Annotated in this window: 13 protein-coding genes; 10 read left to right on the top strand and 3 right to left on the bottom strand. The window is 39.4% G+C overall.

The features are described 5' to 3' along the window. Positions 1-3: 3 nt before the first annotated feature. The 6 genes from O0931_RS08095 (at position 4) to O0931_RS08070 (ending at position 7,242) form a co-directional block, all read left to right on the top strand. The gene (locus tag O0931_RS08095) at positions 4-1,638 is read left to right on the top strand and encodes a RagB/SusD family nutrient uptake outer membrane protein (protein ID WP_269415060.1); all 1,635 of its coding nucleotides are present in this window, start codon (positions 4-6) and stop codon (positions 1,636-1,638) included. Positions 1,639-1,656: 18 nt separating this feature from the next. After that, positions 1,657-2,535, top strand: a complete 879-nt coding sequence (locus O0931_RS08090; protein WP_269415059.1) for a DUF1735 domain-containing protein — start codon at positions 1,657-1,659, stop codon at positions 2,533-2,535. 248 nt (positions 2,536-2,783) lie between these two features. Next, positions 2,784-3,959: a glycoside hydrolase family 27 protein gene (locus tag O0931_RS08085; protein ID WP_269415058.1), complete on the top strand. Its 1,176-nt coding sequence runs from the start codon at positions 2,784-2,786 to the stop codon at positions 3,957-3,959. Positions 3,960-4,126: 167 nt separating this feature from the next. Then, positions 4,127-6,277, top strand: a complete 2,151-nt coding sequence (locus O0931_RS08080) for an alpha-N-acetylglucosaminidase (protein ID WP_269415057.1) — start codon at positions 4,127-4,129, stop codon at positions 6,275-6,277. Positions 6,278-6,360: 83 nt separating this feature from the next. Then, positions 6,361-6,726 (top strand): response regulator, encoded by a 366-nt coding sequence (locus tag O0931_RS08075; protein WP_269415056.1) that lies wholly within the window; start codon positions 6,361-6,363, stop codon positions 6,724-6,726. 81 nt (positions 6,727-6,807) lie between these two features. Next, entirely contained in the window at positions 6,808-7,242 is a 435-nt protein-coding gene (locus tag O0931_RS08070) for a response regulator (protein WP_269415055.1), read from the top strand. A 796-nt stretch (positions 7,243-8,038) separates the two neighbouring features. Here O0931_RS08070 and O0931_RS08065 read toward each other — a convergent pair. From O0931_RS08065 to O0931_RS08055, 3 genes are all read right to left on the bottom strand, one after another. After that, positions 8,039-8,413: a hypothetical protein gene (locus O0931_RS08065; protein WP_269415054.1), complete on the bottom strand. Its 375-nt coding sequence runs from the start codon at positions 8,411-8,413 to the stop codon at positions 8,039-8,041. Between the two features lie 435 nt (positions 8,414-8,848). After that, positions 8,849-10,450, bottom strand: a complete 1,602-nt coding sequence (locus O0931_RS08060; protein ID WP_269415053.1) for an ArnT family glycosyltransferase — start codon at positions 10,448-10,450, stop codon at positions 8,849-8,851. 32 nt (positions 10,451-10,482) lie between these two features. Next, the gene (locus O0931_RS08055; RefSeq protein WP_269415052.1) at positions 10,483-10,740 is read right to left on the bottom strand and encodes a hypothetical protein; all 258 of its coding nucleotides are present in this window, start codon (positions 10,738-10,740) and stop codon (positions 10,483-10,485) included. Between the two features lie 317 nt (positions 10,741-11,057). Here O0931_RS08055 and O0931_RS08050 point away from each other — a divergent pair, with 317 nt between their 5' ends. The 4 genes from O0931_RS08050 to tssD all read left to right on the top strand — a co-directional run bounded on the left by O0931_RS08050 (position 11,058) and on the right by tssD (position 14,504). Further along, entirely contained in the window at positions 11,058-12,449 is a 1,392-nt protein-coding gene (locus tag O0931_RS08050; protein WP_269415051.1) for a DASH family cryptochrome, read from the top strand. A gap of 75 nt (positions 12,450-12,524) precedes the next feature. Continuing rightward, positions 12,525-12,791: a DUF3253 domain-containing protein gene (locus O0931_RS08045; protein WP_331283619.1), complete on the top strand. Its 267-nt coding sequence runs from the start codon at positions 12,525-12,527 to the stop codon at positions 12,789-12,791. Between the two features lie 129 nt (positions 12,792-12,920). Further along, the gene (locus tag O0931_RS08040; protein ID WP_269415050.1) at positions 12,921-13,919 is read left to right on the top strand and encodes a hypothetical protein; all 999 of its coding nucleotides are present in this window, start codon (positions 12,921-12,923) and stop codon (positions 13,917-13,919) included. A 153-nt stretch (positions 13,920-14,072) separates the two neighbouring features. Continuing rightward, positions 14,073-14,504, top strand: a complete 432-nt coding sequence (gene tssD, locus O0931_RS08035) for a type VI secretion system tube protein TssD (protein WP_269415049.1) — start codon at positions 14,073-14,075, stop codon at positions 14,502-14,504. The last annotated feature ends 11 nt before the right edge of the window (positions 14,505-14,515 follow it).

The raw sequence follows: 14,515 nt of genomic DNA, 5'->3' as shown, positions 1-14,515 counted from the left end.
AAAATGAAAACACAAAATAAAAAATGGTTGATATGCTTCCTTTTACTAGGTGTATCAATAAGTGGATGTAAAAAGGACTATCTTGAAAGAACGCCAAGTGATTTTATTCCAGAAGCCGACGTATTTGCGAACGTCGTAAATGCGGAAAAGTTCTTAAACAATGCATATAATTCGTTGCCTGGTATTTTCAAGCAAGGAGCAGATAACAATTGGATGCTTTCTTCGGGCACAGATGAGTCAGAACAGATATGGGATAATGGTTTGGATGCCAATTACTTTAATACCGGCAGTGTTAACGCTCAAAACTTTCCAATGCAGCAGTATTGGTTTAATTTCTACAACTCCATACGCCGCATCAATAAATTTTTAAATAATTATGATATTATACCTGAAGATTCTAACGACGCCAACCGTAAAAAAAGAATGCTGGGAGAGGCATATTCTCTGAGAGCTTATTATTATTTTGAACTTTACCGAATGTGGGGTGGCGTGCCGATCTTAACGCAGGCCCTTGACCCCAGTGATACTGAAGGCGTTCTGGTATCCCGCAATTCAATAGATGAGGTGATCGCATTTATAAAGAGTGATGTAGAAAAGGCAATTCCTTTACTTCCGGTGAGGCAAAACGATGCCCAGTTTGGAAGGATGACCTCGGTTGCCTGTAAGTTTTTATGGGCAAGAGTCGCTTTATATTATGCAAGCCCGCTTTCTAACCCAAGCAATCTTAATGATAGATGGGTAATAGCAGCGGCTGCAGCTGAAGAAGCCATTACATTTGCTGAAAGTAATGGTTACGGCCTTTGCGTTACGCCGTTAAACGGTAAGAAAGCCTATGAACGCATCTTTTTAGAACTCAATAATCCAGAGGCTATAATGACCAGGTTTGGTGATGATTTCAGCCGCGATCAAGTTACGCAGTCAAATGGTGTTGGAGGATGGTATGGGACCGGTCCGACCCAGGAAATGGTCGACGCATATGAGATGACGAATGGTTTATTACCCGCGGATCCAGGTTCCGGATATAATTCGCAAAATCCATATATAAACCGTGACCCAAGGTTTTATCAGACAATTATAACACAGGGACAGGTTTGGAAAAACCATTTATTCGATGTCAGACCTGGAGGGGCAGATTTAAAGACCGATCATCCGCCTACAAACTATTTCCTTCGGAAGTTTATGGCTGAAGAAATTAATCTTTTTGATGGTACAAATAAGAAGTATCGCCCATGGATTTTGATGCGCTTAGCTGAACTCTATCTGAATTATGCTGAGGCAAAAAACGAAGCTGCCGGGCCTGATGCGAGTGTATATGCAAGGATGAATATGATAAGAAGCCGTGCCGGAATGCCAATATTGCCGGCGGGCCTAACCAAGGACCAGATGAGGGAGAAGATAATGCACGAAAGGCAAGTAGAACTGGCATTTGAAGATCATCGCTTTTGGGACGTAAGAAGATGGAAAATAGCCGACATCACGGATAACAGGCCGATTCATTATGTCGCTGTAAGTGCGGCCAACATTTACACTTATCCTATTCGCGAGACCAGATCATTCGTCCAGAAAAATTATCTGTTTCCGATTCCGCAATCTGAGATCGATAAAAACCCCAAATTAAAACAGAATCCAGGTTGGTAATCATTTAAACCGAATAAAATGAAAAAAATATCAATAATACTTTCAATAGCATTGATCATTATGGTGGGATGTAAGAAAGAAAAACCTTTTGATTTTACGGACACTACCGATAATGTGGAAATCTATATGCCACAGTCAGTCAGTCAACCTTCAAGCCCCGTATCGCTGTTTAAGCCGATTCTCAGTACTGATCCGCTAATCAGTGAGATCCCATTTGGCGCATATTTTGGTGGATATGAAAATGCTACAAGTGATATATCTATAAGCTTTATCATCAATCCAGATGCACTTATAGCCCTAAACAAAGCAGAGAACGCTGCCGGCAGACCAGAATATACGCTGCTACCAAGCAGTTTATATACAATCCCTTCACTTACAAGTGTCATCAAATCCGGAATGAAAAGCAGCGATGTTCTAAAACTAATTGTTAACAATAAGGACATCGCATCAGGTAGCAAATATGCTCTGCCAATTACACTTAAGTCTGCCAGTGGTGGATTTAGAGTATCCACAAAACTAAATACAACAGTTTATGTTTTTGATGTTCCTGACCCATGGACAAAGTTTGCAGGAAATTATACGGTTACCGGGCGTTTTACCCATCCAACACCGGCTAGTAGCAGGGATTTGAATCTTATTCTATCCATTCAGTATATCGGTAATCAGACTTATTATTCACCTGTTGCCGATCTTGGAAGTTCTAACTACTATGCAGACCTTAAGGTAAATATCGACAATACTGTTTCCATTACCGCGAGAGGAGCCATGCCTAATGTTGACCAAACCATTGGACCAAATACTTTTGATCCAGTAACCAAAACCTTTACGCTAAATTTTTCATATACACCGCCTGGGGGACTTCCCAGGATAGTCAGTCAAAAAATGATCAAACAATAAAATTTGAAAAAACTACAATTTAACCAGGTATTGGCTTACCTAATATTTCATGGTTTTATCTGGAAGTAGATGGGGTTACCAATACATCCTGAATATGTAAGTATAGAAAATTTAAGGTACTATAAGCCATCGCAACTACTTTTCACCGATGGTTTATAATTAATTAGGTTTAGTTAGTTGAATGTTAAACAGGTTGGTGGATGCCGGCCTGTTTAAACATGTTTAAAAAGTATTAATCTATAGCAAAAATGAAAAAACATTTTAATGTATTAACCTATTTATTTCTTCTGGTACTCATGCAGATGTATTCCGCTAGGCTTTACGCCCAGTCTGCCAAGCCTCCAATTATGGGGTGGAGCAGTTGGAATCACTTTCGGATCAACATTGACGAAAAAATGATAAAAGAACAGGCAGACGCCCTTGTATCTTCAGGAATGTATGCCGCTGGATACCGGTATATAAATATTGATGACGGATTCTTTGGCGGACGCGATTCGTCAGGCCAGCTTTACGCCAACGCCGTTAAATTTCCGTCAGGAATGAAATCGCTTGCCGGGTATATTCATAATCTTAAACTAAAGGCAGGAATCTATACAGATGCTGGCCGCAATACTTGCGGATCGATTTGGGACGGCGATAAAAAAGGATTAGGTGTAGGTATATATGGCCATCTGGAACAGGACTGTGATGTATTCTTCAAAAGATGGGGTTATGATTTTATCAAAGTTGACTGGTGCGGCGGGGAAAAAATGGGGCTGGATGAGCAGAAGACCTATACAGAGATAATTAATTTCATTAAGAAAATAGATAGCGATATAGTTGTTAATGTCTGTCGTTGGAAGTTTCCGGGAAAATGGGTAGTCAATAAGGCCGATTCCTGGCGCATATCAGGAGATATCAGTGCAGATTTTTCATCTATATTGAAAATTATTGATATCAATGCGGATCTCCATCCCTATTCCAAACCTGGTTCTTACAATGATATGGATATGCTACAAGTTGGGCGAGGAATGAATTATGAAGAAGACAAAACTCATTTTTCAATGTGGTGCATGTTAAATTCTCCTCTTCTTGCAGGAAATGACCTAAGGAATATGTCTGCACAAACAATAAGCATTCTTACAAATAAGGAACTAATCGCGTTAAATCAAGATATTGGTTTTGTTCAGGCAAAGAGGGTGTATCGGGAGGGCGATGTGGAAATTTGGCTAAAGCCACTTGGAACAAATGGGAAGGTAAAAGCTATCGCTATTTTAAACCGTGGAAGCAAGCAAGCTGATTTTGAGTTTCAGTCAGGACAGCTCGGACTCTCAGGGGAAAGTAAACTTAGAGATTTATGGCTTCATAATAATTTGGGAAAAGTGGGTGCATCCCGGCAAGTTAAGATTCCCGGACACGGTGTAGTTGTATTTAAGGTCGGGTAGCGATGCCGCAAAAAGACAGCAAAATTTTCAGCCCTGTCAGGCTAAAAATGCTATGGAAATTCCAGTACCTACAAATGTCGGATGCGATAATCGAAATTTTACATTCGGTAAACTTCAGGATTAATAAGTAATGAATATACAACAATTGCAATACCTTCAATATCATCATGAGAATTTTAAAACTTAACTTATTAACTCTGTTTCTTGCATGCTCTCTTGCGGCTAGCGGAAAAAATATATATCCCGCTGTCAGGGAGATTGCTTTACGCAGAGTCCCATGGCTTGCACCTTCACTGTTATTCAAGGTGATTCCTTCGGCAGCAGGCAAAGATATTTTTGAACTTTCTTCTAGGAATAATAAAATAATTATAGCTGCATCAAATCCAAATAGTGCCGCCTATGCATTAGGTTATTATCTAAAATACTATTGCCACAGAAGTATGTCTCACCTAGGTGATAACTTGGCAAAACCTGCCAAGATGCCATTAATTAAGGAAAAGATTAAAATATCATCCCCATTTCGCTTCCGCTACGCATTAAATTATTGTACAGTCAGTTATTCAATGGCATATTACAAATGGACAGATTGGGAGCGTGAATTGGATTGGATGGCTCTTAATGGGGTAAATTTGATGCTCGCGCCTGTTGGAATGGAAGCTGTTTGGCAAAATACTTTAAAGAGGCTTGGCTATAGTTCTAAAGATATTGAAGACTTTATAGCAGACCCTGCCTTTAGTGCCTGGTGGCTTATGGGAAATTTGGAAGGGTGGGGCGGTCCTGTTAGTCAAGTGCTAATCAACCAGCAAATTAAACTGGAGCAGCAGATTATTAAACGCATGGGTGATTTGAAGATAGAACCAGTTATGCAGGGGTTTTATGGAATGGTTCCAACGAGCCTTAAAAATAGAATCAAGATTAAAGTAGTGGATCAGGGGAAATGGGTAGGCGGCTTTACACGGCCCGATTTTTTGATCCCATTAGATACTGCCTTTGACCGAATAGCAGATATCTATTACACCGAAATGAAGAAACTTTATGGAGCTAATTTTCATTTTTTTGGAGGAGATCCTTTTCACGAGGGTGGTAGCTCAAAAGGTGTCGACATCAGTAAAGCAGCTACATTAATACAACGGAAAATGGGGCAGCATTTTCCACAAAGCACCTGGGTATTACAGGGATGGCAATCAAATCCATCAGAAGCACTACTCAATGGTTTGGATAGAAAGAAGACACTGGTAATTGAATTATTCGGAGAAAATACAAACAATTGGGAAAAAAGAAAGGGCTATAATGGTACGCCATTTGTTTGGAGCAACGTAAGTAACTTTGGCGAAAAGAATGGCTTGTACGGGAAACTTCAGCGCTTTGCTGATGAAGTAAGTAAAGCCAAGAATAGTCAGTATAGACAATTTTTAGCTGGTGTAGGTATTATTCCTGAAGGGATAAATAACAATCCAGTAGCCTTTGATTTAATGATGGAGCTAGGCTGGAAGCAAAATCGGGTATCGGTTCAAAACTGGATTCAGGGCTATCAAAACTATCGCTACGGAAGCCACAATCCGCATATGGATAAAGCCTGGCAATTACTGTTACAAACAGCTTACAGTAGTCCGGAGATTTATCAGGAAGGGCCTTCCGAATCAATTTTCTGTGCCAGACCTGGAGTTGAAATCAAAACGGTATCCTCATGGGGAACCCGCAAAAGAAATTATGATCCTGCTAAATTTAAGGAAGCGGTTAAACTTTTCGTAACGGCTGGCGATAGCTATGCAGATGTAGAGACCTATCAGGTTGATAGGATTGATTTCGTAAGACAGGTGCTGTCCAATAAGGGTGATGAAACTTATCAAAAAATGATGGATGCAATACGGACAAAAGATGCGGCAATGTTTAAACAGGAAAGTACCGTATTTCAACAGCTGATTATGCAGCAGGATTCACTGTTGAAGTCAAGTAAATACTTTTCTTTAAACCGCTGGCTGAATCAGGCACTGGATTTTGCTAAACTTCCAACAGATAAGGTTAAAACTTTGAGGAATGCAAAAATCCAGATTACGTATTGGGGGGGCAACAATAGTCCTAAAACCGAACTTCATGATTATGCCCATAAGGAATGGGGAGGGTTACTGGGCTCTTTATATTTGGCTCGTTGGCAGAAATTTACAGAAGAACAGCTGGCGAAGATAGAGGGCAGGGAAAGCAAATCTCCTGATTATTTTGCTATGGAGGTAGCCTGGACAAATTTACCTGATACCTATAAATCAAAACCCCTTACAGCATCCGAAATCAATAAATTGATTTTTAACATATTAAAATGACAACCTGTTTATTGTTGAAAATTTTTCCATCTCGATTGAGCTATATAATCGGGTATAAGTCGCAATAACTTAAATATAAAAAAATGACCAGGATTTTAGTGGTTGACAATGATTTTAGCAATGCAGATGCCATTCAAATGGTACTGGAAAATTTGGAATATGTAGTAAAAAGTATCAATCAACCTGAATTATTAAAAGATACAATTGAAAAGTTTATGCCAGACTTAATTATAATGGACATTCTTCTGGGGAATAGTGATGGCAGAGTACTTTGCGACTTGATTAAAGCGGATTCTAAGACAGCTCATATACCGGTCATGTTAATCACAGCAATGATGCGATCGCAGGCAAATGCAATCACTTGTCAGGCAGATTCGCTCATGTTAAAACCATTTGACTTTTTGAAATTTGCCGAAGAGGTCCATACATTAATCCATGGCAAATTATGATGAATCATAATTTACGCCTATGAGAACTTGTATACTTCTACCTAGTTAAACTATTTAAATCTGCCCTATATGAATCGATGTATGATAATTGACAATGACCCAAAATCCGTACGAATCCTTTCAAACTATATAAAAAAAATCGGAGGATTTGAAATAATCGAATTGAGTTCAGGTATTGATGGCATCAAGCAAATTTCGGCAAGTAGTTTGAAGTTAGATTTGCTTATCATGGGGATCAGGGGGTATGATTCTAGCGTCTTTGAGATTGCGGTTAAGTTAAGGCATTTCGTAAAAATAATTATCATTTGTGGCGAGGAAAGCAAGTGTGCGCTGGATGTTTTTCAAGCCGGTGGTGACCTTTTTATGATGAAACCCATAATTTTTTCCAAATTCTGTAGCGAAGTCATCCGTTTGCTGGGTAAAGAAATGATACCCCATATTCCAAATACCTGTTTGTCTCAACAAGGAAATATAATCCGTATTCCGGTCCGTTTTACCGATAATAGTAAAACTTAAATTTAATATTCATGCAAGATTTAGTAATGATTATTATAATATGAGAACGGGCCGGGTTCTTTCTTACAATAAGAAAGCGGGAGTTGGTTTAATATGTGATACAAATGGTGAATATATCAAGTATTTTGAAGTCGACTGTATATCTGCGCCTACAAGGGGTGATGTTGTGATTTTCGATATCGGATTTAGAAATGATTCATTGGCTGCAATTCATGTAGGAATTATTAAGCTATCTGGAACAAAAAATAAATCCTTATTAATCCTAAGAAGCAGACGTTGAAAAAAAAATTGAATCTTTATACATAAAAGGGGATAGCTAAATCCTAATGTATCATTACTAAAAATTTATGGTAAATTTAAAAAGTGATTAAGAGAAAAGATTAATAAGTATAATCTTCTGATTGCTGATAAGCTAACAATACAGCGCATATTAAGGTACGTTTATAATTGCAGTGCCTATTGGTGTAAAATAATAGTTAGTTAGAACCATTTATAATTTTAATATTATTTATGACGTATAAAAAAAAGCCAACGATATAGTTAGCTTTTTTTTATACATAATGATATTCTTACTTAACGAACCTTACAGGATGTATTTAATCATCATGAATTACTTTTGCTAAATACCTATCCTTCGCATTTCCAGAAATAATTATGATCAACAGAAGCGCTGGTTCATTAAATGAAATTGTTGGGGTTTGAGATGCTGAAATGCCAATAATCAGAATGAAACTGATTTTAATTTTTTCTTTAATATCCTGATGATTAATGGCCAGGCAAAATATCAGCCTAATAATTACGGTGTGGTTGTATACAGTAAAGTCCCAAGTCCGGAATGGTCACTGTTTGTTTTTTCCGGTCGATAACCTGTACCTGAAACAACCATTTGTGAATATACCGGTGATAATGATGCCTTATTAAATAAACTTACAGCCATCTCCCACATTGGCGAAAAATTTCCTCGCCCCGAAGCAGAAATGCCATTTGGATAAATGTATACATTGTTGCAATATTCATAAAACGGGTGATAAGGAACAGTTTGACCAACATTGTATTTTGCGACGTACTCCAAGCCTGTAAAAAGTCTGTTGGCACCGGTTTGCCCATAGTTTAATACACCATACTTATCATTATAACGAACCAGGTCTATATTCTGGTTCCAAACCATCATAGCTACTTCTGCTAAATGGGTAACACCACCCTGGCTATGAGGCTGATCTCTTCTAATCTCGGCATTTTTCTCCTGTTACATCTATGTATTGTGTTATACCGCAGCAGCCTTGCTACAGTGGGTTAAAACCATTTTTGTGAGTATAAATAGAATTGTCTAACATGATTTGGTGATCGCAGAATTGGCCATGTTACATTTTGTATACGGAACAGCTTTAAACCAGGCCTTAGTATTAGAGATAGCTGATGAGGTCCATCCAGAAGCGCCGTTGAAACCCCATGCCATTTTTCATAGTTTTTTAATTGTGTAAGTAATGTTATTAGTTTGACAATTAAATTTTAACCGGATACTCTCTCAGGTAAATAAATGCGTTTTTGGATGAACCTTAGGTTAGTACTTGCCCGGACCATGTAAAATTAAACCAGACAGCCCTGTTTATAATTCAAATTTAAGGGGCTGTGCATTTAAACGCTTCGCTTGCGGGTAAAACGTCTCTCTATCGCTATTATACTTATTTTGAAACCGGGCGTTGACATCAATGAGCATATAAATATGAATGCCGCTTAATTGCGAGTTTTCCATCTTTATTACTTCGGCTAATTTTACTTCCCTGGCCAGGTCCTGCACTTTAGAAGGACTGTCTTTTGAAAGGTAGATAATGTTTTTGCCGGTAACGTAAGGTGGCGAACTGAGCAAAAAACTATTGTGGACAGATATAACCCGGGGCATGTTTTGCCCGCCATAAAACATTAATCCGCCTGCTATTGCGTAGTTATCGGTTAACACCAATAGCTTAGGGTCAGCATAACGATCTGCAACCCGCTCCACCTTTTTGGCCATTAATTCCCAGCCGGTCATATCTGCAAAAAACTGTGGCAAAGTTCCGCTGGTACCATCTTCCCAAAGCAGTGGCCTAGTAAAGCTGGTCATTTTAACCATTTTAGCTATATACATCCTGGATACTTCAATTGGCAATAACGGAATCACTAGCGGTAAGCTCAACGCTCCAAAAGCATATAACACAATAAAAAAAACAACCCTGGCCGCTTTATTCAGCTGTTTTAACATAATCGCCCAGCAGTATCCACCAGACGCGAAAAATAAAGGAAAAGCACCCAGGCCATAGTATAATTTCCCTTTTAATAGTAAAAGGATTAAAACGACCATCAGGAAGCTAATTGGCCAGATGCGCTGAAATGGTATATTTTCTTTTGGAAAAAATAGGAATATAAGGCCTGCTGTCCATACGGCTACGCTTGCACCATGGAAGAAAAAGAGCTGAAAAAGGTAATCGCCTAAATCTACATAGAGTGCGCCTTTGGCAACAAGGCTCGAGTAATGTAGTATTGGAAAACCATGGTGCCATTGCCAGATAATATTGGGCAGAAGTATTGCAATAGAAAGCAGTGCCGGGTAAAACAGCTTTTTAAGGTCGATAAGTATGTGTTTTGGTTTAAAAAAAAGATACGCAATCCCCAGTGAGCCAAGGTAAATCAGGATGGTATATTTATTCAGCATCCCAAAGGAAAATGCGGCCGAGGCTAAATAAAGATATTTAATTTGCCTGTTCTTCTGATAAGCCAGTAGGGCATAGGTGAGTAAAGTCCAGAAAAACTGGTCGAACACGGCCGGCTGCAAAAGGTAAGAGGTTGCCAGCACCGCCGGAGAGCATATCAATGCGGAGCAGGCGATGGATACGGCCAGCTGCTTTCCGCCCAGCAGGCGGGTGATTTGGCCGGTAAGTATTACCGTAAAGGCTGAAAACAGGCAGGGCAACATCCGCCAGCTGATGACAGCATTGCCAAAGATAGAAGAGATCCTGCCCATCCAGGTAACAAATGGCGAAATATCTAAATAGCCCCATTCAAAACTCCGGCTTAATTCAATGTAGTACAATTCATCGGCATGAAGACCGTAAGCCTCCATCGTGAACAAATGAATGCAGAATTTAAAAACCCCGAACAGGATGATTAGGAGGTGAAGCGAATATTGCTTTGTAAACGTACCGGAAATTTTCTGAGGCTTTACATAGTCCATCAAGATATGCTTTTTAAAATAATGACAAAACCTTATCCTGGCGTAATAAGTCGTTCCCGTACATAAACTTCAAAACACACGGCTTGCTTTTTATTGAGATCTTCCAATAAGCGAAAGGTGTTCCGACGAACGATTTGGGTAATTTCGGTTTTGAAATGTAAAGATATGGTTCGTGGTGCCTGAAAGCCAATTGAAACATAACTGTTTCGCAATTTATGGATTAATAACGCGACAATCCTGAATTTTTCTTCCAGTCTTGCCTGGTCTGGCTGAGTAACAGTGCTATGCATATACTAAAGAACAAGAATGCATAAAAATAGATTTGGAAATTATTTATTTCCCTGATTGGTTTTTCGGGACTAAAATAAGGCTGAGGAGGTCTTGACCAGTTTCAGCGTATAATAACCCTCCAAGTAATCAAAAACCCCGTAATCCGGCATTCTTTGTATCGTTTTCTTTAAGATAAGCATTGAAATGAACCCGATGATAAGAACTTTCATCTATCTATTATGTTTGTTATTTGTGTATACATGCTGAATTGAAAGGATAAATAGCAGTACTATTTTAGGGGATTTACCACAAAATCGGGGGTAAAAATTTTATAAAGATGAAGAAACGGGGCTTGGTTTGGTTTAAGAACGACTTGAGGTTGCACGATAATGAAGCTTTAACAAGGGCTGTGGAGGAATGCAGCGATCTGGTTTTCTGTTATTGTATCGAAAAGAAAGATTTCGAAAAACTGGATTTTGGTTTTCGAAAAGCCGATATAATCCGATTTAAATTCATGGAGCAGTGTGTGCTGGATTTAAAGAAAAAGCTGGAAGCACTTGGCGGTCATTTGATTGTTGGAGCGGATTCTGCACTGGTTACCTTGCCCGGGCTGGTTGAGGCCTATGGCATAACTGATGTATATACGGAGGAGGAATATGCAAGTTATGAAATCACTTTAGTGGATAAGATCTTAAAAGCTTTACCGAAAACCAGGTTTCATTTTTTCTGGGGTAAAACGCTCTACCATAAAGATGATATTCCTTTTGAAATATCTAAAATACCGCTAACAAGCAAAGCTTACAGGATTCCTGCCGGCAAATCGGCTGAGCCCAGGAAAACTTTTAGCCGTCCTGCGCATTTAAAGGCCGCTCCTAACATTAAAGCGAATGAATTCCCCGCTTATAAGCACTATGGTTTCACAAAAAAAGAATATGAAAATGCTAAACCATTTGTTGAGGGCGGTGAAACAGCAGCACTAAAAAGGCTTGAATATTATACTTTTAAATCTGAACTGCTTACAGGGTACAGGTGGAGCAGAAACAAATCGGATGGCCTGGATTACAGTTCGAAATTTTCGCCTTACCTGGCACTGGGCTGTATTTCTGCCAGAGCGATATATGAACGGGTAAAGGCGTACGAAGCGCAGATCAAAAAGAATCAGAGTACCTGGTGGCTCATTTTTGAACTGGTGTGGCGGGATTATTTTACGTTTAAGGGAATGCGTTTTGGAACTGCTGTCTTCCAAACAAAAGGTTATAAAAATAAAGATATCCCCTGGGAGAATGACCCGATGAAATTTGAGAGCTGGTGTTCGGGCAGTACAGGTATTCCCTTTATCGATGCCCATATGAGGCAACTGAACCAAACGGGCTACATGAGCAACCGCGGACGGGTGAACTGTGCGAGTTATTTTGTACATGATTTAAAGATCGACTGGACCTGGGGCGCGGCTTACTTTGAGTCGAAACTTATCGATTACGATGTCAGCTCCAACTGGATGAACTGGCATATGCAGGCATTTGAAATCTGGTACACCAACCCGGTACACCAATCGAATAAATATAAATCACAAGACTTTATCCGGCAGTGGATACCCGAACTTGCGGGCAGAAATAATATAGAAGTGCTCATCCCATGGGCATTTGACATTCCGGATTATCCCAAGCCCATTGAAATATATAAAAAATGGACCAGGGCCATTAACCTGATAGCGAAAATCTCCCCTTAGGTTTATTACGTTCTACATTTTTCAACAAATTGAGTTGGATATACAAATTGTTAATACATTGGTAAAGCAATCGTTATGTTTGCTTGTTATCAGGATATGCAAGTGCATTCAGAAATATCAGAAAAAATTTTGTCTACCGCTATCCAACGTGGTCCGGAGAAAAGTACTTGTCCATCCGAAATTGCCCGTATGTTATTTCCTGATGATTGGCGCAGGCATATGAAAAATGTTCTTGATGTTGCTGTTCATTTGCATAATCAGGGTAAAGTGGTCATCACCCAAAAGGGGGTGCCTGTTGATGTAAATCATATTAAAGGACCCGTTCGCATTAAAATCAGCTGAACCTGGTTATCGATTTAATGATTTCCGGAAATCGTTCGATGGCTTTCATTTTCGGAGCGGTTTTCAAAATTATATGGCGGCTCAAACCAAAACAAACTTAAAGTGTTCATCATATAAAATGTAACGCCTATGTCTCTTAAATCATTATCCAAAACCCGCTGGCGTATTGAGCCAAGCCGTGTAACTGTTTATCCCTATGGTCTTTCGTACATTTTAGCCGCTATATTGGCGATCATCTTTGCTGCAGGCTATTTTGTCTATATTTATTATCTTCAAAATGATGCGGGTTCATCAGTACCATTACTCCTGGTCTTACTTATTATAATTGCACTTTTCGTGGGTTGGGCAGGTACGTCTGTCGAGTTTGATATTAGTGAAGGTATAATGCGTAAAAAACTGATGGGTTTTCTCCCGATACGCGCTATACCATTTTCTCAAATTTATGGGATAAGTCCCGTTTCCAATCTCGCGGGTTCTTATACTTACCGGGTATTTAAAAAGGATAATCGTTATGGGAAAGGCCTGCTGGTATCTTGTGCTTACGTAAAAAACAATGATCCGAATGCCCTCACATTTGTGGATGAAGTGATAACACCCATTCATCATTATCTGGAAGCCCACGATGGTCCTGAAGATTTTAAGCCCCTCAATATAGAGCGCTATACGTTTTTTAATGTGGAAGGCAGCGCTTATATCATCAAAAAAAATAAGTTTGGAAGCCTTCTATTGGGACTGTTATTGTTGGTTATTGGTATTCATGAACTTACGCCGGGTGCATGGTTAGGCGATGGATGGACGATTGGCCGGATTTGCTTTATGCTCTTAACCCTGATAGGCGGTCCTGCCATTATGCTCGCCGGTTTTACAGATGTGCGACTCGATAAAAATTCCCGTTTGCTCACCAGAACAAATCCTACCGGCCTCGGCAATTGCAGTTATTCTTTTGATGACTTTAAGGGGCTGCAAACGGTAAGAAAATCGACAAACTTCATTTACTCAGGAACCGATGTACGGGCTTATTTCCTGAAGCCCGGATCGCAAAAGGAGGTTGTAATCGTGCTGCAAAGCTTTTTTAGTACCCGAAAGGTCGAACGGTTCGTTGCGGAGGTGAACAGCATCATCGTTTAATTCAATACCATTGAAATACGCCTGGGTTTATAACTAATTATTTAAATAACAACTACGGCCTTATGAAAAATCTGGTTACGACTGTGCTCATTTTATTTTGTTATGGCGTTATCCTATAAAAGTCGGGCGCAGGCGGATTCACGCATTAAAATCATGTTGAATATAAGTGTAAACGGGAAAACAATCAATGCGCCGTTGAATAGCGTTTCGACATCATTTTCAAGGTATTATGATGACGATGAAACAGCACCCGCTGGAAAAAGTAAGGATTCCACTTCAACCAAAAGCGGGTTGTCTCTTGCAGGAAATAAGTCCGGTATATTCCACCTGAACCTGAATGCCAAAAACCTGCCGGATGAAATACTTAAGCTGATGGCCCGGAAAAAGAGTAGTTTTAACGGAACCATTACCATCACCGACACCTATCGGAAACTGTCTTCGAAAACCATCAAGTTTTTCAAAGCATCTTTATATAGCTTTTCGGACCATTATTCAGCAACGTATTACGGAGATTCAACCGGCAATATCATTCTATTGCTAAACTGCAACGCCATGTCAATCAATGGCATTTCAATAGAATCATAAATTTTTAGTTA

The organism is Pedobacter rhodius, assembly GCF_027213645.1.
GTDB classification, from domain to species: Bacteria; Bacteroidota; Bacteroidia; order Sphingobacteriales; family Sphingobacteriaceae; genus Pedobacter; species Pedobacter rhodius.
The sequence above is the reverse complement of the archived record's forward strand: the minus strand, read 5'-3'. Positions and strand labels throughout refer to the sequence as shown.

Coding starts and splice junctions, on each gene's coding strand:
- O0931_RS08095 (WP_269415060.1), top strand. CDS start 4: ATGAAAACACAAAATAAAAAATGGTTGATATGCTTCCTTTTACTAGGT.
- O0931_RS08090 (WP_269415059.1), top strand. CDS start 1,657: ATGAAAAAAATATCAATAATACTTTCAATAGCATTGATCATTATGGTG.
- O0931_RS08085 (WP_269415058.1), top strand. CDS start 2,784: ATGAAAAAACATTTTAATGTATTAACCTATTTATTTCTTCTGGTACTC.
- O0931_RS08080 (WP_269415057.1), top strand. CDS start 4,127: ATGAGAATTTTAAAACTTAACTTATTAACTCTGTTTCTTGCATGCTCT.
- O0931_RS08075 (WP_269415056.1), top strand. CDS start 6,361: ATGACCAGGATTTTAGTGGTTGACAATGATTTTAGCAATGCAGATGCC.
- O0931_RS08070 (WP_269415055.1), top strand. CDS start 6,808: ATGATAATTGACAATGACCCAAAATCCGTACGAATCCTTTCAAACTAT.
- O0931_RS08065 (WP_269415054.1), bottom strand. CDS start 8,413: ATGATGGTTTGGAACCAGAATATAGACCTGGTTCGTTATAATGATAAG.
- O0931_RS08060 (WP_269415053.1), bottom strand. CDS start 10,450: ATGGACTATGTAAAGCCTCAGAAAATTTCCGGTACGTTTACAAAGCAA.
- O0931_RS08055 (WP_269415052.1), bottom strand. CDS start 10,740: ATGCATAGCACTGTTACTCAGCCAGACCAGGCAAGACTGGAAGAAAAA.
- O0931_RS08050 (WP_269415051.1), top strand. CDS start 11,058: ATGAAGAAACGGGGCTTGGTTTGGTTTAAGAACGACTTGAGGTTGCAC.
- O0931_RS08045 (WP_331283619.1), top strand. CDS start 12,525: ATGTTTGCTTGTTATCAGGATATGCAAGTGCATTCAGAAATATCAGAA.
- O0931_RS08040 (WP_269415050.1), top strand. CDS start 12,921: ATGTCTCTTAAATCATTATCCAAAACCCGCTGGCGTATTGAGCCAAGC.
- tssD (WP_269415049.1), top strand. CDS start 14,073: ATGTTGAATATAAGTGTAAACGGGAAAACAATCAATGCGCCGTTGAAT.